Source organism: Mycolicibacterium sichuanense, assembly GCF_033741125.1.
GTDB lineage: Bacteria > Actinomycetota > Actinomycetes > Mycobacteriales > Mycobacteriaceae > Mycobacterium.
Window position 1 is genome coordinate 1370545 of the sequence record NZ_JAWQPU010000001.1, and the last position, 22748, is coordinate 1393292.

23 protein-coding genes are annotated in these 22748 nt (G+C 69.2%); 16 read left to right on the forward strand and 7 right to left on the reverse strand.

Annotated features, from left to right (window positions below):
* Position 1: 1 nt before the first annotated feature.
* From SBI80_RS06630 to nicT, 3 genes are all read left to right on the forward strand, one after another.
* Positions 2-736: a FadR/GntR family transcriptional regulator gene (locus SBI80_RS06630; RefSeq protein ID WP_318973572.1), complete on the forward strand. Its 735-nt coding sequence runs from the start codon at positions 2-4 to the stop codon at positions 734-736.
* 155 nt (positions 737-891) lie between these two features.
* Complete coding sequence (locus SBI80_RS06635) at positions 892-1218, forward strand: ArsR/SmtB family transcription factor (RefSeq protein WP_318973573.1); 327 nt, start codon at positions 892-894, stop codon at positions 1216-1218.
* 109 nt (positions 1219-1327) lie between these two features.
* Entirely contained in the window at positions 1328-2434 is a 1107-nt protein-coding gene (gene nicT, locus SBI80_RS06640; RefSeq protein ID WP_318973574.1) for a Nickel transporter NicT, read from the forward strand.
* Positions 2435-2483: 49 nt separating this feature from the next.
* On the opposite strand, the gene SBI80_RS06645 is transcribed toward nicT, so the two are convergent.
* From SBI80_RS06645 to SBI80_RS06655, 3 genes are all read right to left on the reverse strand, one after another.
* Positions 2484-3278 carry a phosphodiesterase gene (locus tag SBI80_RS06645; protein ID WP_318973575.1) on the reverse strand — a complete coding sequence of 265 codons (795 nt, stop codon included), beginning with the start codon at positions 3276-3278 and terminating at the stop codon, positions 2484-2486.
* Positions 3279-3349: 71 nt separating this feature from the next.
* Positions 3350-4741 carry a mycothione reductase gene (gene mtr / locus SBI80_RS06650; RefSeq protein WP_318973576.1) on the reverse strand — a complete coding sequence of 464 codons (1392 nt, stop codon included), beginning with the start codon at positions 4739-4741 and terminating at the stop codon, positions 3350-3352.
* 4 nt (positions 4742-4745) lie between these two features.
* Positions 4746-5822, reverse strand: coding sequence for an alpha/beta hydrolase (locus SBI80_RS06655; protein WP_413232641.1), 1077 nt, complete (start codon positions 5820-5822; stop codon positions 4746-4748).
* 131 nt (positions 5823-5953) lie between these two features.
* Here SBI80_RS06655 and mqo point away from each other — a divergent pair, with 131 nt between their 5' ends.
* From mqo to SBI80_RS06685, 6 genes are all read left to right on the forward strand, one after another.
* The gene (mqo, locus tag SBI80_RS06660; RefSeq protein ID WP_318973578.1) at positions 5954-7459 is read left to right on the forward strand and encodes a malate dehydrogenase (quinone); all 1506 of its coding nucleotides are present in this window, start codon (positions 5954-5956) and stop codon (positions 7457-7459) included.
* A 10-nt stretch (positions 7460-7469) separates the two neighbouring features.
* The gene (locus SBI80_RS06665) at positions 7470-7937 is read left to right on the forward strand and encodes a GNAT family N-acetyltransferase (protein WP_318973579.1); all 468 of its coding nucleotides are present in this window, start codon (positions 7470-7472) and stop codon (positions 7935-7937) included.
* Positions 7938-7942: 5 nt separating this feature from the next.
* Positions 7943-8557 (forward strand): cob(I)yrinic acid a,c-diamide adenosyltransferase, encoded by a 615-nt coding sequence (cobO, locus tag SBI80_RS06670; RefSeq protein WP_318973580.1) that lies wholly within the window; start codon positions 7943-7945, stop codon positions 8555-8557.
* Positions 8554-10005: a cobyrinic acid a,c-diamide synthase CobB gene (locus SBI80_RS06675; RefSeq protein ID WP_318973581.1), complete on the forward strand. Its 1452-nt coding sequence runs from the start codon at positions 8554-8556 to the stop codon at positions 10003-10005. Before cobO ends, SBI80_RS06675 begins: the two co-directional genes overlap by 4 nt.
* The gene (gene cobA, locus SBI80_RS06680; RefSeq protein WP_318973582.1) at positions 9995-11206 is read left to right on the forward strand and encodes a uroporphyrinogen-III C-methyltransferase; all 1212 of its coding nucleotides are present in this window, start codon (positions 9995-9997) and stop codon (positions 11204-11206) included. The genes SBI80_RS06675 and cobA overlap by 11 nt, the downstream gene beginning before the upstream one ends.
* 108 nt (positions 11207-11314) lie before the next feature.
* A complete protein-coding gene (locus SBI80_RS06685) occupies positions 11315-12820 on the forward strand; it encodes an MFS transporter (protein WP_413232668.1) in 1506 nt (501 codons plus the stop codon).
* A 4-nt stretch (positions 12821-12824) separates the two neighbouring features.
* Here SBI80_RS06685 and SBI80_RS28220 read toward each other — a convergent pair whose 3' ends face one another.
* Together SBI80_RS28220 and SBI80_RS06695 are read right to left on the reverse strand one after the other, a co-directional pair.
* Positions 12825-13148, reverse strand: a complete 324-nt coding sequence (locus SBI80_RS28220; RefSeq protein WP_413232642.1) for a hypothetical protein — start codon at positions 13146-13148, stop codon at positions 12825-12827.
* Between the two features lie 525 nt (positions 13149-13673).
* Positions 13674-14606 carry a LysR family transcriptional regulator gene (locus SBI80_RS06695; RefSeq protein ID WP_318973585.1) on the reverse strand — a complete coding sequence of 311 codons (933 nt, stop codon included), beginning with the start codon at positions 14604-14606 and terminating at the stop codon, positions 13674-13676.
* 109 nt (positions 14607-14715) lie between these two features.
* Here SBI80_RS06695 and SBI80_RS06700 point away from each other — a divergent pair, with 109 nt between their 5' ends.
* From SBI80_RS06700 to SBI80_RS06715, 4 genes are read left to right on the forward strand one after another with little or no spacing between them, the layout of a single operon-like run.
* Entirely contained in the window at positions 14716-15531 is an 816-nt protein-coding gene (locus SBI80_RS06700; RefSeq protein WP_318973586.1) for an SDR family oxidoreductase, read from the forward strand.
* Between the two features lie 57 nt (positions 15532-15588).
* On the forward strand, positions 15589-17085 hold the full coding sequence (locus tag SBI80_RS06705; RefSeq protein ID WP_318973587.1) for an MFS transporter: 1497 nt from the start codon (positions 15589-15591) through the stop codon (positions 17083-17085).
* Between the two features lie 36 nt (positions 17086-17121).
* Positions 17122-17805: a VOC family protein gene (locus SBI80_RS06710; protein WP_318973588.1), complete on the forward strand. Its 684-nt coding sequence runs from the start codon at positions 17122-17124 to the stop codon at positions 17803-17805.
* Between the two features lie 15 nt (positions 17806-17820).
* Positions 17821-19578, forward strand: coding sequence for a proline--tRNA ligase (locus tag SBI80_RS06715; protein ID WP_318973589.1), 1758 nt, complete (start codon positions 17821-17823; stop codon positions 19576-19578).
* On the opposite strand, the gene SBI80_RS06720 is transcribed toward SBI80_RS06715, so the two are convergent.
* Positions 19579-20058, reverse strand: coding sequence for a ferritin-like domain-containing protein (locus SBI80_RS06720; protein ID WP_318973590.1), 480 nt, complete (start codon positions 20056-20058; stop codon positions 19579-19581).
* Entirely contained in the window at positions 20055-20579 is a 525-nt protein-coding gene (locus SBI80_RS06725; RefSeq protein WP_318973591.1) for a hypothetical protein, read from the reverse strand. The genes SBI80_RS06720 and SBI80_RS06725 overlap by 4 nt, the downstream gene beginning before the upstream one ends.
* A 166-nt stretch (positions 20580-20745) precedes the next feature.
* Between SBI80_RS06725 and rimP the strand changes: the two genes are divergently transcribed.
* The 3 genes from rimP to SBI80_RS06740 all read left to right on the forward strand — a co-directional run bounded on the left by rimP (position 20746) and on the right by SBI80_RS06740 (position 22743).
* Entirely contained in the window at positions 20746-21300 is a 555-nt protein-coding gene (rimP, locus tag SBI80_RS06730; protein ID WP_318973592.1) for a ribosome maturation factor RimP, read from the forward strand.
* Entirely contained in the window at positions 21297-22322 is a 1026-nt protein-coding gene (nusA, locus tag SBI80_RS06735) for a transcription termination factor NusA (RefSeq protein WP_318973594.1), read from the forward strand. Before rimP ends, nusA begins: the two co-directional genes overlap by 4 nt.
* 175 nt (positions 22323-22497) lie before the next feature.
* Entirely contained in the window at positions 22498-22743 is a 246-nt protein-coding gene (locus SBI80_RS06740) for a DUF448 domain-containing protein (protein WP_318973595.1), read from the forward strand.
* Positions 22744-22748 lie beyond the last annotated feature (5 nt).

Sequence of the window (22748 nt, forward strand, 5' to 3'; positions counted from 1 at the left end):
CATGACGGCGGTTCCGGAGGGCGGGAGCGAGGCGGCACCGGCAAGCGAGGCGTTGCTTCGCCCGGTGCGCCTGGGCAATGCCTTCGAGGACACCGTGGCCCGGTTGCTCGAGACGATCCGTCTCGGCTTGCTGGCGCCCGGTGAGTCCCTGCCGCCGGAACGGGAATTGGCCGCCAAGCTCGGTGTCAGCCGCGACACCGTGCGTGAGGCCATCAAGTCGTTGTCCGACGCCGGTTACCTGGTGTCGCGGCGCGGCCGCTACGGCGGCACGTTCCTGGCCGAGGACCTGCCCGCGCCACGTGCGGGCCGGCGGTTCGATCGGGCCGACATCGACGACACACTGCGGCTGCGCGAGATCCTCGAGGTGGGGGCGGCCCGGATGGCGGCGGGCCGGACCCTGACCGCCGCCGAGCGCGAGACGCTGTGGAATCGGCTGGCCGACGTCAGGGGAGCGGACCCGGAGGACTACCGCCGGCTGGACTCGCGGCTGCACCTGGCCATCGCCGAGGCTGCCGGCGCGCCGTCGCTGGTGCCGCTGGTCGCCGAGAACCGGATGCGACTCAACGAGCTGCTCGACCACATCCCGCTGCTCACCCGCAACATCGTGCACTCCGACGAGCAGCACGTCGCGATCGTGCTGGCGATCCTCGCCGGGGACGCCGACGGCGCGGCCGAGACCATGACGGCGCACGTGTGGGGATCGGCGTCGCTATTGCACGGATTTCTCGACGACTAGATCTGCGGCGCGTCCACCGCGACACCACCGTGCTTGCGCGTGAACCTGGTGGCGACGGGGTCCCCGTCGTGACCACTCGCGGTGAGGTGATGGCTGCCCGGCGCGGCCGGGCGATGAGGGGTGTCTCGGGCCCTGCGGTGGACTAAGTTGCAGTCATGGAGCACGGCGGAGAGGCGATGGTTCGACATGCGTCGTCCGCGCTCGCCGACGTCGACATCACCGGGTGGACCCAGCGCTTCGACCTGTTGTCCGACCCCAACCGCCTGGAGATCCTGCTCAGCCTGCACCGGGCGCCGGGCATCTTCGTCAGCGATCTCGCCACCGTGGTGGGCCGCTCGGAGAATTCGGTCTCCCAGGCACTTCGGGTGCTCCGGCAGCAGGGCTGGGTGAGCAGCACCCGGGTCGGCCGGTCGGTGGCCTACCGGCTCGAGGATGAGATCGTTCACGACCTGCTGCACTGGATAGGCGCTGCGCACGGTTGACCTGCCCGTTCGGACGGGTCGTCGGCCTGAACATCTGAACAGCTAGACAGATTATCTGGTGCCGCCTAGGGTCGATCCACACCGTCTTTCGCAGCCCGAGGGAGTTCACGTGGTCGCCTGCACGTCATCGGAGCCTCAGCTCGGCCCGCCCGTCGCGAGCCGGCTGGACCGCACCGATTGGCTGACCATCGCGGGCATGGCCGGTGTCGTCGTCTTCCTGCATCTCTTCGGCTGGGGTGTGCTGGTGTTCGGCGTCGCCCCGCAGCACATCACCCTGGGATCCACCGGCGTCTTCGGTGTCGGCCTCGGCATGACTGCGTACCTGCTGGGCGTGCGCCATGCCTTCGACGCCGACCACATCGCGGTGATCGACAACACCACCCGCAAGTTGGTGGGGGAGGGCAAGCGCTCGCTGTCGGCCGGATTCTGGTTCTCGCTAGGACATTCCAGCGTCGTCTTCGGGCTCGCCTTCCTACTGGCCCTTGGCGTCAAGGCTTTGGTCGGCCCGGTGCAGGACGAGAACTCGGCGATGCTGCAGACCCTCGGGCTGATCGGGTCACTGGTCGCCGGGACCTTTCTCATCCTGATCGGCTTGACCAACCTGGTCGCCGTGGTCGGCATCGCGAAGGTGTTCCGCGAGATGCGCAGCGGAACGTTCGACGAAGCCGAACTCGAGCGTCAGCTCAACAGCCGCGGTTTCCTGGCCAGGCTGCTCGGCCGGGTGATGCGCCGCGTGAGCAAGCCGTGGCACCTCTACCCGGTGGGACTGCTGATGGGTCTCGGCTTCGACACCGCCACACAGGTCGCGCTGCTGGTCCTGGCCGCTGGCACGGCCGCCTTCACGCTGCCCTGGTACGCCGTGCTGGTGCTGCCGGTGCTCTTCGCGGCGGGCATGAGCCTGTTCGACGCCGCCGACGGCGTCTTCATGGCCCGGGCCTACGGATGGGCGTTCCTCAAGCCGATCCGCAAGGTGTACTACAACCTCACCGTCACCGTGCTGTCGGTGTTCGTCGCGCTGGTGATTGGCGGCATCGTGCTGACCGGTCTGGTGGTCGACAAGCTCGGCATCCAGTCCGGTCCGTTGGCCGCCATCGGATCGGCCGATCTCGGGTCGGTCGGGTTCGCCATCGTCGGAGTCTTCGTGGTCGTGTGGGTGGTGGCGCTGGCAGTCTGGCGGTTCGGCCGCATCGAGGAACGCTGGGACGCCTCGGCCTGACCGTGGTTTGGGCTCGTGCGAACGGATGGGCTCGCGCGAACGGATGGGCTCACGCGAACGGATGGGCTTGGCCGAAGTCGCCCAGCTGAATGGTGTGGCTGACCAATCCTTGGCCGGCGTCGAACCGGTGCAGCATGAAACCCCTTGGCCCGCCGTGGCTCGACGGCTGGGCGTCGGCGGTGAGGTCCAGGTCGATCTCGGTCGCCGTGCTGGGGCAGCTGCTGAGCACGGTGCCCGCCCATCGAGTGAGCATCGAGCGGTGCACGTGTCCGCAGAGCACGATCTCCACGTTGTCGACGCCCTCGACGACCTGGCGTAGTGCGTCACCGTCGAAGTAGCGGTACTCGTCGAGGTATTCGATGCCGCACGGAATCGGGTGGTGGTGCAGCATCAGCAGGGTTGGCTTGTCCGGGTCCCTGGCGAGGGTGGCGGCGAGCCACTCCAGAGAGGCCTCGTCGAGGTGCCCGTGATGGTGGCCGGGCACCGTCGAATCGAGTGCCACGACGCGCACGGGATGTTCGTCGACGCAATAGTGCAGCGGCCCGGAGCGTGGCAGGTAGGCGTGGTCGGCGAACGCCGCTCGCAGATTCTCCCGATCGTCGTGGTTGCCGGGTATCACCAGCATCGGAATGGGAAGGGCGGCAAGGATTTCCCGCAGTGCGGCGTACTCGGCCGGCTGGCCGTGGTCCACCAGGTCACCGCCGAGCAGGACCAGATCCGGGCGGGGGTCCATGGCCCACACCCGTGCGACGGCCTCGGCCAGCCGGGCATTGGAGTCCACCACGCCCTGATAGAGCACGCCGTGCGGCCGGACGTGTGGATCCGACAGGTGGGCGATCAGCACGGGCAGCGGGGGTGGGCGTGCGTCATGGTCCCACCCTCTCGTGAAACCGGCCCGCCGGCAGGCTGGGCCCGCTACACCAGGCCCAGCAGCGCGTTCTCGATCACCTCGGGCAGGGCGGGATGAATCCAGTACTGGCCGGTGGCAACCTCTTTCGCGGTCTGCCCGAAGCTCATCGCCTGGATGAGCGGCTGGATGATCGACGACGCCTGATGACCCATCACGTGCGCGCCGAGGATCTTGCCCGTCACGCGGTCGCCGACCAGCTTGACGATGCCGTGCTCATCCTCCATCGCCCATCCGTACGCGGTGTCGCCATACCGCTGCACCTTGGTCACCACGTCGAAACCGCCTGCCACGGCCTGAGCCTCGGTCATGCCGACCGTGGCGACCTGAGGGTCGGTGAACACCGCGGACGGCACGAAGCGGTGATCGGAGGCGCGCATCGCGGCGGTGTCGTCCCAGTCCAGCAGGAGGTTGTGCCGCACCACGCGCATCTCGTGATTGGCGACGTGCTTGAGCTGGTAGGCAGACGAGACGTCGCCGAGCGCGTACACGCCGCGGGCGGTGGTGCGCTGGTACTCGTCGACGACGACCAGCCCGTCGCGCACCTCGACCCCGGCCAGCTCGGCATCCAGTAGGTCACCGTTGGGAATGCGGCCGGTGGCCACCAGCAGCATGTCGGCACCGAGGGTCTTGCCGTCGTCGAGCTCGAGGACGATCTTGCCGTCGTCGTGGTGCGCGCCGATGACGTTCTCGTGGGTACGTACGTCCCACTTCGCGGACGCGATGTCGGTGAACGGGTGGCAGATCGAGTCGTCACAGTGCGTGAGCAAACCATCCCCGCGGACCACGATCGTCACCCGCACGCCGAGCGCCGAGAACACGTGGGCGAACTCCGCGGCGACGAAGCCGCCCCCGACGATCACCAGGTGCCCGGGCAGTTCGGGGATCCGCATGATGGTGTCGCTGGTCTCGTACTCGACACCGCAACCGGCGATCGCCGGTGGGACGTTGATGCGAGAGCCTGCGGCGATGACCACCTGGTCGGCGGTGAACTCGTCGCCGGCATCGGTGCGCAGCGTGTAGCGCCCGTCGGGCTGGGTGGGTCCAAACCTGGTGTGGCTGGCGTACACCCGCACGTTGTCCAGACTGCGCTTGTACTGCTCGCCGCCCACCGCGATCGGGTCGATGCGGCCGAAGACGCGGTGGACGACGTCGGGCCAGCGCACCTCGTCCAGCGTCGAGTCGATGCCGTAGCGCGAGCTCTGCCGGATGGTCGCGGCCACTTCGGCGGCGTAGACGAACATCTTGGTCGGGATGCAGCCGACGTTGAGGCAGGTGCCGCCGAACGTGCCCTGCTCGCAGATCGCGATCCGCATCCGGCCGTATCGGGCGTCGACGCCCGGGTCGGGAATGCTGTTACCCGAACCCGTCCCGATGATCGCCAGATCGAAGTGTTCCACGCGGCTAGCTCCGTCCGGGAGTCGTTGTGCTGCTTTGGGATCGAGAACTCAGATAGTGGTCCAGCCAGCGCCCCAGCTCGCGGTAGGCGGCCGCCCGCGGTTCGGCGAGTGAGAGGAACACGTCGTGCTTGGCGTCGGGGATCGGGGCGATGGTCTGGTGGTTGCCCACACAACCGGCCCAGCGGGCGATCTGCTTGACGTCGAGTACGGCGTCACCGCGCTGGATGGCCTCGGGATCACGCGAGCGGGGACCGCTCTCGGGAACGCTGCGGTCCGAGCGCAGCAGCAGGTTCGGCACACCGACGTCCAGCCCCCGGTGCAGCTTGGCCTGACCCCGCCGCACCGCGTTGATCCAACCCACGGTGATTGGGAATCCGCCGACCGGTTTCATCTCCAGGTCGTAGTCGAACTCGCCGGCGTAGTCCCGATGCAGGGTGGTGCCGTAACCACCCGGGGTGGGCTTGCGGATCACCTGCAGCTTGCGCAACCGCGCGAGCGCGACCAACGCCGCCGAGGTCGGCGCGGTGCGCAGGATCGCCGGACCGTGCAGATCGAAGAACGGGCTGTTGAGCACCAGCCCGCCGATGCGCGCCCCGTGCCCGCGCTCGCGCAGCCGATCCAGCCACAGCGACGCGATGAGTCCGCCGGCGGAGTGGCCGTAGACGCAGACCCGGACGGGTCCGTGCCGGCCCGCATCGGTGGAGATGACGTCGATGGCGCGGTTCAGCTCGGCGTCGTAGCGCTGCAGGCTGGTGGTGAAGTGCGGCGTCTGACCCTCTCGGCGGGAACGCCCGCACTTGTGCAGATCCAAGGCGTAGAACGTGAATCCGCGCTCGGCGAAGTGGTCGGCCAGCTCGGTGTTGAAGAAGTAGTCGGTGTAGCCGTGCAACGCCAACACGGCCTGCTCGCTCTCGGCCGCGTCGCCGCGGCGCACCAGCGTGGCCACCAGCTCGCCCTCGCCGTCCGGATCGGGGCCCAGCGGAAGGGTTTGCTGCCAGTAGCCGGGCAGCACGTCGGGTTCCCATGCGGGCTCCCGGCCAGGTTCCTCCGGTGTCACGGACCCACTGTATGCGGAGGGCATGCGGCCGGCTCGTGTGACCGGATGCACGCGGCTGGGTGTCGGCCCGTCGATTGGGCGCCTGGTCCAGGGGATAACCTGGTGGCACGGCAAGCCTGCAGCAGCGGGCGCGACCACGGAGGGTCAGAGAACTGGTGGCTGAGGTAGCTAAGACCGACGTCGTACTGGTGGGCGCGGGCATCATGAGCGCAACGCTGGGCACCCTGCTGAGGTTGATGGAGCCCAATTGGTCCATCACCCTCATCGAGCGACTCGACGGCGCCGCGGCCGAGAGCAGCGATCCGTGGAACAACGCCGGAACGGGCCACTCCGCACTGTGCGAGCTGAACTACACGCCGCAGCGCTCCGATGGCACCGTCGACATCGCCAAGGCCGTGACGGTCAACGAGCAGTTCCAGGTGTCGCGCCAGTTCTGGGCGCACGCCGTCGAGAACGGGGTGCTGCCCGACGTCCGCAGCTTCCTCAACCCCATCCCGCACGTGAGCTTCGTGCACGGCGCCAAGAACCTCGACTACCTCAAGCGCCGGCGCGAGACCCTGGTGCAGAACCCGCTGTTCGCCTCCATGGAGTACATCGACGACCAGGACGAGTTCGCTCGCCGGTTGCCGCTGATGGCCGCCAAGCGCGACTTCGCCGAGCCGGTGGCGCTGAACTGGACCCAGGACGGCACCGACGTCGACTTCGGGTCGCTGTCGCGGCAGCTGATCGGCTTCGGCACGCAGCGTGGGATGACCACGCTGTTCGGTCACGAGGTGCGCGACCTGAACAAGGAGTCCGACGGCACCTGGACGCTCAAGGTGACCAACCGCCGCACGGGCGCGAAGCGCAAGATCAACGCCAAGTTCGTCTTCGTCGGTGCGGGTGGCGGTGCGCTGCCGCTGCTGCAGAAGTCGGGCATCGAGGAGGCCAAGGGCTTCGGTGGCTTCCCCGTCGGCGGGCAGTGGCTGCGTTCGGGCAATCACGAGTTGGCTGCCGCACATCAGGCCAAGGTCTACGGCGCTCCGCCGCTAGGCGCGCCGCCAATGTCGGTGCCGCACTTGGACACCCGCGTCATCAACGGGCGGTCGTGGCTGTTGTTCGGTCCCTTCGCGGGTTGGTCGCCGAAGTTCCTCAAGCAGGGCAAGGTGACCGACCTGCCCCTGTCGGTCAAGCCCAACAACCTGGCGTCGATGCTGGGCGTGGGGCTCACCGAGATGAGCCTGGTCAAGTACCTCGTCGGTCAGCTCCTGCTCAGTGAGGCCGACCGGGTCGAGGCGTTGCGCGAATTCGCGCCGAGCGCAGCCGATTCCGACTGGGAGCTCGACATCGCCGGTCAGCGCGTGCAGGTCATCCGTCGCAAGGGCGCCGGTGGCGTGCTGGAGTTCGGGACGACGGTGCTCTCGGCCGCCGACGGCAGCATCGCCGGCCTGCTCGGCGCCTCGCCAGGTGCCTCGACGGCCGTGCCCGCGATGCTCGACGTCATGCAGCGGTGCTTCCCCGACCAGTTCCCGGGCTGGCAGCCCAAGCTCAAGGAGATGATCCCCTCGTTCGGCACCCAGTTGTCGAAGGAGCCCAAGCTCTTCGAGGAAGTCTGGGCTTGGGGCACGAAGGTGCTCAAGCTCGACCAGAAGGCCACCGACGTCCCCGCGGTTCCCGTATGACGGTGACGACGTGACGATCTCGCCGCGCCGCAGCTGGGCCAAGGATTTGGACGCCGCAACGCTGTATGAGTTGCTCAAGCTTCGGGTCGAGGTCTTCGTCGTCGAGCAGGCCACGCCGTATCCAGAGTTGGACGGCCGCGACCTGCTTGCCGAGACGCGGCACTTCTGGCTCGAGGACGCCGACGGTCGCGTCATCTCGACGCTGCGCCTGATGGAGGAACATCCCGCCGGCGAGAAGGTCTTTCGCATCGGACGCGTCTGCACCAAGCGCAGCGAGCGAGGGCACGGTCATACCGCCCGCCTCATGCAGGCTGCGCTGGCCGAGGTCGGCGACGACCCGTGCCGCATCGATGCGCAGACCTACCTCGAGGAGATGTACGCCAAGCACGGATTCGTGCGCGATGGCGAGGAATTCCTCGACGACGGCATTCCGCACATCCCGATGCTGCGGCGCAGCGGTCTCCACGGCGCGGGCTGAGCCCGATGCCACAGGGTCAACCGGTTGCCGTCCCCGTCGACGGACTGACTACGAGGGCGCGTCGCAACGCCCCGCTGCTCGCCGTGCACACCGGCCCTGGCAAGGGCAAGTCCACGGCCGCCTTCGGCATGGCGCTGCGGGCCTGGAACCAGGGTTTCGACGTGGCGGTCTTCCAGTTCGTCAAGAGTGCGAAGTGGAAGGTGGGGGAGGAGAACGCCTTTCGCGAGCTCGGCCGGTTGCATGACGAACACGGCATCGGGGGCCCCGTGCAGTGGCACAAGATGGGCTCGGGCTGGTCGTGGTCGCGCAAGCCGGGATCCGAGGTCGATCACGCGGCGGACGCCGCCGATGGCTGGGCTGAGATCTCCCGCCGGTTGGCCGAGCAGCGCCACGCCTTCTACGTGCTCGACGAGTTCACCTATCCGCTCAAGTGGGGTTGGGTCGACGTCGACGAAGTCGTCGAGACCCTGCTCTCCCGGCCGGGCACGCAGCACGTCGTGATCACCGGCCGTGACGCGCCCCCACGGTTGCTCGACGCCGCCGACCTAGTGACGGAGATGACCAAGGTGAAGCATCCGATGGACGCGGGTCGCAAGGGTCAGCGCGGAATCGAGTGGTGAGCACTCCCGGAGTCGTGATCGCCGCACCGACCTCCGGCAGCGGCAAGACGACCGTGGCGACCGGTCTGATGGGCGCCCTGCGGCGGACGGGCCGGGTCGTCGCGCCGTTCAAGGTCGGACCCGACTTCATCGACCCCGGCTACCACGCGCTGGCCTCGGGTCGGCCCGGGCGCAACCTGGATCCCGTCCTGGTCGGTGAACACCTGATCGGCCCCCTCTATCGACACGGCAGCGATGGCGCCGACATCGCGGTGGTGGAGGGCGTGATGGGCCTGTTCGACGGGCGCATCGACGCGCACGCCACCATCCCCGCCCGCGGCTCGACCGCGCATGTCGCGGGCCTGCTGGGGGCGCCGGTCGTGCTGGTCGTCGACGCGCGCGGCCAGAGTCAGAGCATCGGGGCCCTGCTGCACGGGTTTTCGACGTTCGATCGGTCGGTGCGCGTGACCGGCGTCATCCTCAACCGGGTCGGTTCGGCCCGGCACGAGGAGGTGCTCCGGCAGGCGTGCGACCACGCCGGGATTACGGTGCTCGGCGTGATTCCGCGGGCCGACGAATTGTCGGTGCCCTCACGCCATCTCGGGCTGGTGACCGCGACCGAGCACGGTCAGCTCGCCGTCGAGGCCGTCGACGCGATGGCCACCCTCGTCGCCCGGCACGTCGACGTGGCCGCCGTCGGCGCCATGGCCGCCTCCCACGTCGACGTGGAAGCCTGGACGCCGCGGCTCGCCGAACCGGTTTCGGGCGCGGTGACGGTCGCGCTGGCGGCGGGCCGGGCGTTCACGTTCGGCTACCCCGAGCACGCCGAGTTGCTTGCCGCCGCCGGCGCCGACGTCGTCGCGTTCGACCCGCTGACCGAGTCGCTGCCCGCCGCGACCGATGCCCTGGTGATACCCGGCGGGTTTCCCGAGCAGTTCACCGCGGAGTTGTCGGCCAACGCGGTCGTGCGCGGCCAGATCGCCGATCTGGCCGGCCGCGGGGCGCCGATCCACGCCGAATGCGCTGGGCTGACATACCTGGTCGACGATCTCGACGGCGCGCCGATGTGCGGTGTACTGGCTGGCTCGGCACGGTTCACCGAGCGGCTGACGCTGGGCTACCGGGATGCCGTGGCACTGGCCGACTCGCCGGTGCACGAAGCGGGGGCGCGGGTCGTAGGGCACGAATTCCATCGCACGGCAGTCGATTTCGCCGGAACGCCGCAGTCCGCCTGGGGCTTCCGCGACGGTGCGGGACGCGCCGTGACCGACGGTGTGGTCCGCGACGGTGTGCACGCGGCCTACCTCCACGCCCACGCGGCGGCGCACCCGGGGGCGGCGACGCGGTTCGTGGCGGCGGCGGCGGGTCGCCTCAGCGGTGGCTCCGCGGCGACCTCTAAGCTCGCCGGGTGGCGCGTAGGCGAGGAGCGGGAACTTCCGCGCACGCAAGGAGCAGGACATGACCTCTGACAACGCCTACCTGGTCGGCCTGCGCCTCGACGGTAGGAAGGTCGTCGTGGTCGGTGGAGGCAGTGTCGCGCAGCGGCGAATCCCGCTGCTGCTGGCCAACGGCGCCGACGTCCACGTGATCACGGTCGCGGCGACGCCAGCGGTGGAGGCGATGGACGAGATCACCCTCGAGCTGCGCGCGTTCCGCGACGGCGATCTCGACGGGGCCTGGTATGCAATCGCGGCCACCGACGATCCCGCGGTCAACGCCGCCGTGGTCGCCGAGGCCGAGAGCGCCCGCATCTTCTGCGTGCGGGCCGACGTCGCCCGCGACGGCACCGCGGTCACACCGGCCTCGTTCGAGTACGACGGTCTCAGCGTCGGGGTGCTCGCCGGCGGGGAGCACCGTCGCTCGGCGGCGATCAGGTCGGCGATCCGCGAGTCGATGCAGCAGGGCGTGATCGCCGCCGCTGGCGACGTTCGGGAACCGGGAGTCCAGCACGCTGGAGTCGCACTCGTCGGGGGCGGACCCGGTGACCCCGAGCTGATCACCGTCCGTGGCCGTAGGCTGCTCGCCCGCGCCGACGTCGTCGTCGCCGACCGTCTGGCCCCCCAGGAGCTGCTCGCCGAACTGCCGCCCCACGTCGAGGTCATCGACGCGGCCAAGATCCCCTACGGCCGGTCGATGGCGCAGGACGCTATCAACGAGGTGCTGATCGACCGCGCCACCGCGGGCAAGTTCGTCGTCCGGCTCAAGGGCGGGGATCCCTATGTGTTCGCCCGTGGCCACGAAGAGCTGCTGGCGTGCGTGGACGCCGGCATCCCGGTCACGGTGGTACCCGGTGTGACCAGCGCCATAGCGGTTCCTGCCCTTGCGGGCGTACCCGTCACCCACCGGGGCGTGACGCACGAGTTCGTGGTGGTCAGCGGTCATGTCAAGCCGGGGCACCCCGAATCGTTAGTGAATTGGGATGCGCTGGCGGCGCTGACCGGCACGATCGTGTTGCTGATGGCCGTCGAGCGGATCGAGCTGTTCGCGAAGGTTTTGTTGGAAGGCGGTCGACCAGCGGAAACGCCGGTCCTGGTGGTGCAGCACGGCACGACGGCCGCGCAGCGAACACTGCGCACCACGCTTGCCGAGGCGGCAGAACACATCCGTGCGGACGGCATTCGACCTCCCGCAATCATCGTGATCGGGGCGGTGGCGGCCTTCGCCAATTAAAGGGTTCCTAAGATTACTGTAAGGTAACCCGTCATGACGGCTCTCAACGACGCGGAGCGCGCCGCCATCGAACGTGATGCGGAAGGCGCCGGTGAGCGAGCGCTCCCCATGCCCATCACCCAGACCCAGATCGTGCGCAGCAGTTGGTACCCGGCGTGGTTGCCCTCGCGCCGTTTCATCGCGGCGGTCATCGCGATCGGCGGCATGCAGCTGCTGGCCACGATGGACAGCACCGTCGCGATCGTCGCGCTGCCGAAGATCCAGGACGAGCTCAACCTGTCCGACGCGGGCCGCAGCTGGGTCATCACGGCCTACGTCCTGACCTTCGGCGGCCTCATGCTGCTGGGCGGACGCCTCGGCGACACCATCGGCCGCAAGCGAACCTTCATCGTCGGCGTCGCGCTGTTCACCATCGCCTCGATCCTGTGCGGCGTGGCTTGGGACGAGACGACCCTGGTCATCGCCAGGCTGGCGCAGGGCGTCGGGTCCGCCATCGCCTCACCGACCGGGTTGGCGCTGATCGCCACCACGTTCCCAAAGGGCCCCGCCCGGAATACGGCCACGGCCGTGTTCGCCGCGATGACCGGCGTCGGATCGGTGATGGGTCTCGTCGTCGGCGGGTTCCTCACGGAGTTCTCCTGGCGCTGGGCGTTCCTGGTCAACGTGCCCGTCGGCCTGCTGATGATCTACCTCGCCCGCCGGACGCTGCGCGAGACGCACAAGGAGCGGATGAAGCTCGACGCCGCGGGTGCGATCCTGGCGACGCTGGCCTGCACCGCCGCCGTCTTCGGGTTCTCGATGGGGCCGGAGAAGGGGTGGACCTCGGCGTTGACCGTCACGTCCTGCGCGGCGGCGTTCGTCTTCTTCGGGGCGTTCCTCTACGTCGAGCGCACTGCGGTCAACCCCGTCGTGCCGTTCAGCCTGTTTCGCGAGCGCAACCGGGTCGCCACCTTCGCGGCGGTGTTCCTCGGCGGCGGCATCATGTTCACGCTGACCGTGCTGATCGGTTTGTACGTGCAGGACATCATGGGCTACAGCGCCCTGCACGCCGGCATCGGCTTCATCCCGTTCGTCATCGCACTCGGCGTCGGACTGGGCCTGTCGTCATATCTGGTGTCGATCTTCCCGCCCCGCCTGCTGGTGATCGGCGGCGGTGTCACGGTGCTCGCCGCGATGCTCTACGGCTCGACGCTCAACGGCGACATCCCGTACTTCCCGAATCTCGTCATCCCGATCACGGTGGGCGGCTTCGGCATCGGCATGATCGTCGTGCCACTGACCGTGTCGGCCATTGCGGGCGTCGGTTTCGACGAGATCGGCCCGGTCTCCGCGATCGCGCTGATGCTGCAGAACCTCGGCGGCCCCGTCGTGCTCGCGATCATCCAGGCCGTCATCACCTCGCGCACCCTGTACCTCGGCGGCACGACGGGTCCGGTGAAGAACATGAATGCCGCGCAGCTGCACGCGCTCGACCAGGGCTACACCTACGGGTTGCTGTGGGTCGCGGCGGTGGCCGTGATCGTCGGCGTGGTGGCCTTGTTCATCGGTTACACCGCGGAGCAGGTCGCTCAGGCGCAGGAAGTCAAGGAAGCGATCGACGCGGGCGAGATCTGATCGCCTACAGCTTCACCCAGGACGACACCGCGGCGGCGCTGAACATCAGCGCCGCCGCGGTCGTCGTGACGAACGCATCGATCAGAGCGGAATCCAGATCGGGCCGAGCCAGAAACCCCACCCGTTCTGCCCGCCATCCCATACGACGGGTGCGTCGGGCTGCCACGGCGGTGGTGGCGGTGGTGGCGGAGCCCAGGGCGGTGGCGCGATCGGCTGTTGCCATGCCGGTGGCGGAGGAACGGGCCCCGGCTGCCACCCCGCGGGTGGCGGGGGTCCGCCGGGCCCGCCCGGTCCGCCCGGCTGCCATCCGGGTCCGTCTGGGTGCCATCCGGGTCCATCTGGGTGGTTCCACCCAGGTCCGCCAGGGCCACCCGGTCCGCCAGGGTCACCGGGTCCGCCGGGTGGTCCGCCAGGCCCTTGGTCGCCGGGCCCACCGGGGCAACCCTGGCCGGGCGGGCAGGGCGGCGGCGCGGCGTGCGCCAACGCCGGGACCAACCCAAGGGCCGATCCGAACAGCGAAGCCGAGATGGCCGCACTGGCCGCCACCCTGCTCCATGGATTGAGCGTCGTCATGGCCAATCTTCCCTTCTCGTCGTTGCTATCACGCAACTTCTATCGCAACCCCGGCGCTCCGGGTTACCCCAGGCGCTGCCTTCCGACACGACTCCCAGTCGATCGCCACAAAATACACAGCGCACTCACCTGCATTTATTCGTGATTCAGGCACGTCGGCCTCGGTGCCCTGCCGTGCGCGACGCGGTGATGTCAGCACACTTCGGCTGGCAGTAGCTCATGGCTGTTCGGTTTGCCGCCTGAGCGACGGAGATGCCCGCCGCCCAGCGAGACGTCGGGATCAGTGTCCGCCGGCGCGGATGCCGCGACTGGCCACCGCGAGCGCCTCGACCACGGCCAGAACCTCCCCGCCCGGCGCGGGGCCGGTGACCGCCAGTGTGCGACGGCCCAACCAGTTCGGGTCGTCGACGCGTACGACCGCCACGCCGTCGGGCACCGACGGCGCAGCCAGTTCGGGGACCAGGCAGACGCCCAGCCCCGCGGCTACCATCCCAAGGCGGGCCGGCCACCCTCGCGTCCGGTGGGCCACGATGGGGTCGGCCAACGTCGGCCAGGCATGGAATTGCGGCTCGCCGAGGCCACCCTCGCCGACCACCCAGGGCTCACCGGCCAGGTCCCCGACCGTGACGGGGGACGTCGCCGCGGCGAGTCGATGGTCGGCGGGAACGGCGACGCACAGGTCCCCGTCGAACACCTGATGCACGCCGAGTCCGTCGAGGTCGTAGTCGGACAGGCCGGCGCCGACCCCGATCACCGCGACGGCGAGCCGGCCCGACCGCAGGTCGCGAAGCAGCGACGGCGTGGACGCCTCACCGAGTCGCACCGTGAGTCCGGGATGCTCGACGGCGAGCAATGCGATCGCCCTTGGCGCGAGAACCGCTGCCGCCGTGGGGAACACTCCGATCCGCACCTGGCCGGCCAGGCGGTCGCCGAGGCCGTCGAGATCGCGGCGCAGGGAGTCGACGTCGGCGAGGATGCGCCCGGCTTGGGCGACGACGGCGCAGCCCGCGGAGGTGAGGCTGGCCCCGCGCGCGTTGCGGACGAACAGGGCCATGCCGGCCGCGGCCTCCATGGCGGAGACCTGGCGCGATACGGCGGGTTGCGAATATCCCAGCGACCGCGCCGCCGCCGTGAACGACCCCAGGAGCGCAATCTCCCGGCAGACCCGCAACCCGGTGAGCGTCATCGCGTCCATCCGCGGCGCCGTAGACATGTCCAGAGCGTATGGCTGCGATCCAAGACCGTCATCTCCGACATGGATTGCCACAGCCCGGTGCGGCTGTTTACCCAGAGGAACCATCGGACGGCGAAGGAGACGAGGGATGTCGAAGACCTGGTTCATTGCCGGAGCATCGCGGGGAATGGGGCGCGAACTCGTGGAGCAACTCCTGGCCCGCGGGGATCACGTGGCGGCCACCGCTCGCAACACCGACCAGCTCCGCGATCTGGCCGGCCGTTACGGCGAACGGCTCTGGGTGCGAGCCCTCGACGTCACCGAAACCGCAGCGGTGCGCTCGGTGGTCGACGCCGCCTTCGCGTCGCATTCCCGCATCGACGTCGTGGTCTCCAATGCCGGCTTCGGCGTGTTCGGCGTCGCCGAGGACGTCACCGATCAGCAGATCACCGAGATGATCGACACCAACCTGACGGGCTCCGTCCAGCTCGCCAGGGCAGCCATCCCGCACCTGCGCGCGCAGGGTGGCGGCCACCTCGTCCAGATGTCGAGCATGGGGGGTCATCTCGCGTTCCCCGCGTTCTCCCTCTATCACCTCACCAAGTGGGGGATCGAGGGCTTCTACGAGGCGCTGGCGCAGGAAGTCGCCCCGTTCGGCATCCGGACCACGCTCGTCGAGCCCGGCGTCGTGCGCACCGGTTTCTTCGACGCCGCCGCCAGGGTCCCGCTCAGTGAGCCCTACCGTGGCGGTCCCGCCGATCGCGCGCCGCTGTCCGTCGACGACATGGTGGACAGCCAGGAGAAGACGGTCGCAGCCATCGTCCGGGCGGTCGACTCCGCCGATCCGCCCCGGCGGCTGGTGCTGGGTTCGGACGCCTGGGGACTGGTCACCGAGGCGTTGCAGGGCAGGCTGGCCGAGCTGACGGCGCAGCGCGAGAACGCCGCGACCGCCGACATCGGCTAGCCCGCTGGGGTCGATTCGGGTTTCGCCACTCGCGGTGCTGGGTACGGTGATCGGCAAATGCCCGGTACTCCAGGTTCCACCGAGCACCCGACAGCGCCGCTGGCGTCGTCCGTCCTCGGCATCGCAATCGTCGCCATCACCGGCATGCAACTCATGTCGACCCTCGACGGCACCATCGTCATCGTTGCGCTGCCCCGCATGCAGGCCGATCTCGATCTCTCCGACGCCGGCAAGAGCTGGGTCATCACCGCCTACGTACTGACCTTCGGAGGCCTGCTGCTGCTCGGCGGACGGGTCGGTGACGCGATCGGGCAGAAGCGCGCGTTCCTGTCCGGGGTCGGGGTCTTCACCATTGCCTCGCTGGTCTGCGGACTGGCCAACGACGAATACACGCTGATCGCCGCCAGGGCGCTGCAGGGCATCGGCGCCGCCGTCTCCGCGCCCACCGGCCTCGCGCTGATCGCCACCACCTACGCCGTCGGCCAAGCCAGGAACCAGGCCATGGCGGTGTCGGCGGGCATGCAGGCCATCGGGTCGGTGCTAGGCCTGGTGCTGGGCGGGCTGCTCACCGTCATCTCGTGGCGGCTGGCGTTCCTGATGAACGTCCCCATCGGCATCGTGATCGTCGTCATCGCGTGGCTGCGCATCGGGGAGACCCATCACGAACGTCTCAAGCTCGACGTCACGGGCGCACTGCTGGCCACGCTGGGCTGTACGTCGGCGGTCCTGGTGTTCACCCAGGGCCCGCCGCGCGGCTGGGTCGACCCGTGGGTGATCGGTGCGGCCGTCGCGTCGGTGGCCTTCTTCGTGTCGTTCCTGTTCGCCGAGCGCAGTGCCGAGAATCCCCTGGTGCCCTTCTCGATCTTCAACGAGCGCAACCGCGTGATGACGCTGTTGGCCTGGTTCCTCGGCGGCGGAGTGCTGCTCACCGTGACCGTGATGGTTGGCCTGCTGGCCCAGGACGTACTGGGGTATTCGGCGCTGCGCGCCGGGATCTGCTTCCTGCCGTTCGCGGTGGCCGTTGGCGTGGGCAACGTGCTTGCCACCAAGCTCGCACCGCTGATCGCGCCGCGCTGGCTGATCATCGGCGGCGGCCTGTTCGTGCTGGCGGCGATGCTCTACGGGTCCACGCTGGACCGCAGCATCCCGTACTTCCCGGATCTGTTCCTGCCGATCGTCATCGGGGGCTTCGGCATCGGCATCATCTCGGTGGTGCTGCCGCTCTGTGCGGTCGCCGGCGTCGGACCCCGCGAGATCGGCCCCGTATCGGCCATCACGCTGATGGTGCAGAACCTCGGTGGCCCGCTGGTCCTGGTCGTGATCATGGCCGTGCAGACCTCTCGCACCCTCTACCTGGGCGGCACCACCGGGCCGGTGAAGAACATGACGCCGGCCCAGCTCGACGCGCTCGGCTACGGCTACACCTACTCGCTGCTCTGGGTCGCCGGCGTCTCGATCCTGGTCGGCATCGCCGCGTTCTGGATCGGTTTCTCGGCCCGCGACATCGCCCGGGCGCAGCACACCAAGGAAGCGGTCGAGGCTGGCGAACTGTAGCGCCCGGTTGTCGGCGGCCGCCGCTAGCGTGACCACATGGCAGCCACGCTCACCCGTCAGCAGATCTCCGACGCCGTAGATCCGCTTGGCTGGCGACTGGTCCTCGGCGTCGCCGTCACCCACGTCGCGGTCCCGTCGCTGGCCGCCGCGGCCGACGCCGCATCGATCGCGGTCGCGGCCGCGGGCACCGATGGCGACGGCCACCTGAGCGCCGACCTGCACGCCGAGCGCGTGGTGCTGCGGCTGCACACCTCGACCGCCGGTGCCGTCACCGAGGCCGATCTGCGCATCGCGCGGCGGGTGACCGACGCCCTGACGGCTCGCGGGCTGCGGACGACCCCGGGCATCGGGGGCGTGGCACCGCAGCTGGTCGAGATCGCCATCGACGCCATGGACATCGCTCTTATCAGGCCGTTCTGGCAGGCCGTCACCGGCTACGTCGACGAGCCAGGGCCGTCCGACCTGCCCGCCGGCGCCCTGCTCGACCCGCTCCGGCGCGGCCCAGCCATCTGGTTCCAGCAGATGGACGCGCCCCGGCCTCAGCGCAACCGCATCCACCTCGACGTCGACGTCCCGCCCGAATGCGCGCGCTCACGCATCGCCGCGGCGTTGGCGGCCGGGGGCACGCTGCGCGCCGACGACGCCGCCCCCGCATTCTGGGTGCTGGCCGATCCCGAGGGCAACGAGGTGTGCGTCTGCACGTGGGAGGGTCGCGACTGATTAAGGTTGTCGCCTGTGATCACCCGCATGTCCGAACTCTTCCTGCGCACCCTGCGCGACGACCCAGCCGACGCCGAGGTTCCCAGCCACAAGCTGCTGATCAGGGCTGGTTACGTCCGCCCGATCGGTCCCGGTCTGTACAGCTGGTTGCCGCTGGGCCTGCGGGTCTTCCGCAAGATCGAGCAGATCATCCGGGAAGAGATGAATGCCATTGGCGGACAAGAGATCCTGCTTCCCGCGCTGCTGCCTCGGGCGCCGTACGAGACCACCAACCGGTGGACCGAGTATGGCGACACGCTGTTTCGGCTCAAGGACCGGCGCGGCAACGACTACCTCCTCGGGCCGACCCACGAGGAGATCTTCACCATGACCGTGAAGGGGGAGTATTCCTCCTACAAGGACTTCCCGCTGCGGCTGTACCAGATCCAGACCAAGTACCGCGACGAGGCGCGCCCCCGCGCCGGCATCCTGCGCGGGCGCGAATTCGTGATGAAGGACTCCTACAGCTTCGACGTCGACGACGACGGCCTCAAGCAGGCCTACCACGCCCATCGTGAGGCCTACCAGCGCATCTTCGCCCGCCTGGGGGTGCGCTACGTCATCGTCTCGGCGGTATCCGGCGCCATGGGCGGCAGCGCGTCCGAGGAGTTCCTCGCCGAGAGCGAGGTCGGCGAGGATACGTTCGTCCGGTGCCTGCAGTCCGGTTACGCGGCCAACGTCGAGGCCGTCGTCACCGCACAGCCCGAGGCGATTCCCTTCGACGGACTGCCTCCTGCCGTCGTGCACGACACCGGTGACACCCCGACGATCGCCACCCTCGTCGACTGGGCCAACGGCGCCGGTCTGCCCGAGTTCGCCGACCGTCCCGTCACCGCCGCGGACACGCTGAAGAACATCCTGCTCAAGGTGCGTGAGCCGGGAGGGGAGTGGGAGCTGCTGGCCGTCGGCGTGCCCGGTGACCGCGAAGTCGACGACAAGCGGCTCGGTGCGGCTCTCGAACCGGCCGAGTACGCCCTGCTCGACGATGCCGACTTCGCCAGGAATCCCTTCCTGGCAAAGGGGTACATCGGTCCGAAGGGCTTGCTGGCCAACGGCGTTCGCTATCTCGTCGACCCGCGAGTGGTCGACGGGACCGCGTGGATCACGGGGGCTGACGAGAAGGGCAAGCACGTCGTCGGGCTGGTCGCCGGCCGGGACTTCGTCCCCGACGGAACGATCGAGGCCGCCGAGGTGCGCGACGGCGACCCGTCGCCCGATGGTGCGGGTCCGCTGGTGTCGGCCCGTGGCATCGAGATCGGCCACATCTTCCAGCTCGGGCGCAAGTACGCCGAGGCGTTCAAGGCCGACGTGCTCGGCGAGGACGGCAAGCCGGTGCGGCTGACCATGGGCTCCTATGGCGTCGGCGTGTCCAGGATGGTCGCCGTGATCGCCGAGCAGAACCACGACGAGATCGGCCTGCGCTGGCCGGCCGCGGTCTCGCCGTTCGACGTGCACGTCGTCATCGCCAACAAGGATGACGAAGCCCGCACCGGCGCAACGGAATTGGCTGGCGAGCTGGACCGCCTCGGGATCGAGCCGGTGCTCGACGACCGCAAGATGTCGCCGGGGGTGAAGTTCAAGGACGCCGAACTGCTCGGCGTGCCCTGGCTCGTCGTGGTCGGCAGGGGCTGGGCCAACGGCGTCGTCGAGCTGCGCAACCGGTTCACCGGCGAGGTCGAGGAGATTGCGGTCGACGGCGCGGCGGCCACGATCGCCGCCAGGCTCGCCGGTTAGCTATTCCGAGCCGCCGGGGAATGCCACGGTGCTCGGCACGACGCCGAGCACCGAGCGCCACTTGGCGGCGGTCACCGCGGCCCGGGTCATCGCGGTGACGGCGAGCTGGCGGTCGTCGCTCGCCTTGGCCTGTTCGAGGACCGCCCGCCACGCGACCGCGCAGTCCTCCTCCATCCGCACGGCGAGCTTCTCCGCGGCGGTGGGAGTGGCGACGTCGAAGGGCATCCGATAGCCGACCGCGGGGACCGGCGCCGGCGCCTTGCGGGCCGCCAGCCGCGCGATGCCTTCCTCGCGCAGCTCACGATGTCCGGCCAGGGATTCGGACACCAGGTCGTTGAGGTCGGGTGTCGAGTGCGCCGACACCAATCCGTAGCCGTAGACGGCGGCATGCTCGGCGGCCACCGCGTCGAACAGAGCGGCGTCGGCGGGATCGGATGGCCGCTGTGGGTTCACCGACGTCGTGGGGTCCGGTGAGGTCATGCCGTCGGTCCCAGGTTCGCCAGGGCGACGGTGTAGGCGGCCGTGCACGCCGCGGCGATCGAGCCGAGGAGCCCGGCACGGTATCCCGACTGCTGGGTCGCCAGCAGCGAGGCACCGTCGGCGGACCGCCGCAGCGCGGCGGCGACGTCGGCGGCGGTGGTTGGTTTCGGCGGAGGTGCCGAGGTCGTGGGGGTCGCGCTCGTCGGGGATGAGCTCGTCGAGGTGACCGGGGTCTGACCGGAGATCCTGGTTATCTCGTCGGTGAGGGCGCTGGCGTGCGCGGCGCGCTGCTGGGCGATCGCGGTCAGGGCGGCCGACACCGTCGGTGCTGCCGTGGCGGCGGCCTTGCTCGCGAGACCGGCGTCGTCGTTGGCGCGTTGCAGTTGAGCCACCAGTGCGTCGACCTGTTCGACCGGGGGCGTCGAACCGCAGGCGGTGGTGACGGTGCCCCCGAGCAGCGCCATCGCTGCCGCGCCGACCAGAACGCGCCGTCGGCTGACGGTGGCTGGGGCGGTCGGCACAACGACATCCTGCCATCCCGCCCGCACGATGCCGCCGCGCCTCGATCCGGTCCGCGCTGCCGGACGTTTGCCCGTTGCCCCTCTGCGGCTGGCGTATCGTTGACACTCGGTTGCGCCCCACCCAGGGCGGAACCATGTCCGTACAACTCAAGACGAGGAGCTCACCGTGGCACCGGAGAATCCGCTACGGTCTGCGCGGTTGCCGTCTCCCCAGCAGGCGATCGAGCTGCTCGAAGGCGAGTTCGCGCGCGCCGGCTACGAGGTCGAGGACGTCACCATCGACGCCGCCTCGCGTCCGCCGCGCATCGTGGTCATCGCCGACGGCGACGAAGGACTCGACCTCGAAGCGCTGGCGTCCCTGTCCCGGTTGGCATCCGAGCTGCTGGACCAGCTCGACGATTCGGTCGACGAGGCCCCGTATCTGCTCGAGGTCACCTCGCGCGGGGTGGACCGGCCGCTGACCGCCGAGCGTCACTACCGACGCGCCAGGGGGCGCAAGGTCGAGGTGACGCTGCACGACGGCTCCCAGCTGTGCGGACGCGTCGGCGAACTCGTCGGCCGTACGCTCCAACTCGTGGTCGCCGATCGCCGCAAGGCGCCGACCATTCACGAACTCTCCATCGACGACGTTGCCAAAGCCGTTGTCCAGGTGGAGTTCTCACCACCGAATCCACTCGAACTCGAGTTGGCCGGGGTGTCTGGCAAGGAGGGTGAAGAGTGAACATCGACATGGGTGCGTTGCATGCCATCGAAGTGGACCGGGGAATCTCGGTCGACGAACTGCTGGAGACCATCAAGTCGGCGTTGCTGACCGCCTACCGTCACACCCAGGGCCACGAGGCCGACGCGCGCATCGACATCGACCGCAAGAGCGGCATCGTCAGGGTGCTGGCCCGCGAGACCGACGCCGACGGCAACGTGATCAGCGAATGGGACGACACGCCAGAGGGTTTCGGGCGGGTCGCCGCGACCACGGCGCGCCAGGTGATGCTGCAGCGCTTCCGCGATGCGGAGAACGAGCGGATGTACGGCGAGTTCGCGGCGCGTGAGGGTGACATCGTCGGCGGCGTCGTCCAGCGCGACGCCAGGGAGAACACCCGCGGCAACGTCGTGGTACGACTCGGCACCGAGGCCAAGGGCTCCGAGGGAGTGATCCGCCCGGCGGAGCAGGTTCCTGGCGAGTCCTACCAACACGGAGACCGGTTGCGCTGCTACGTGATCGGGGTCACTCGCGGTGCGCGGGAGCCGAAGATCGAGCTTTCCAGGACGCACCCCAATCTGGTGCGCAAGCTGTTCTCGCTGGAGGTGCCCGAGATCGCCGACAACTCCGTGGAGATCGTCGCGGTGGCCCGCGAGGCCGGGCACCGCTCGAAGATCGCCGTGCGGTCGCGGGTGTCGGGGTTGAACGCCAAGGGTGCCTGCATCGGCCCGATGGGGCAGCGGGTCCGCAACGTGATGAGCGAGCTGTCCGGTGAGAAGATCGACATCATCGACTTCGACGAGGATCCCGCCAGGTTCGTCGCCAACGCGCTCTCCCCGGCCAAGGTGGTATCGGTGACCGTCATCGACGAGGCGGCCAGGGCGGCCCGCGTCGTCGTGCCGGACTTTCAGCTGTCGCTGGCCATCGGCAAGGAGGGGCAGAACGCCCGGCTCGCCGCCCGCCTCACGGGTTGGCGCATCGACATCCGCAGCGACGCCGATCCCGTCCCGGACGCCGAGGCGCCCCGGGAGGCCTCTCGCTAGGGGTAGCGGACACGCGTTTCTTTCTGCGGTGATCGTGACGGTAGACTGAACCGTGATCCAGCGCGAGAGTTCGGCTTCCCGCGTGCGTCAGCACAGAAGTCCCAAGGGACCGGTGCGGACGTGTGTCGGATGCCGAAGGCGTGGGCTGGCCGTCGAGTTGCTTCGAGTGGCCGCGGTGCACGGTGATGATGGCGGAGACGTCGTCGTCGTCGACACAGCGGGTAACCTTCCTGGACGGGGTGCGTGGCTGCATTCCGACCAGGAGTGTCTACACGTGGCGATCAGGCGGCGGGCACTCGCTCGAGCGTTGCGCATCACCGGTTCGCCGGACACCTCCGCGGTGGTCGAGTACTTCACAGCTGGTGAAGCCTCGGTCCGCCCGGCAACAGAACAGGTAGCGAAGAACATGAGCACACCGTGAAGTCC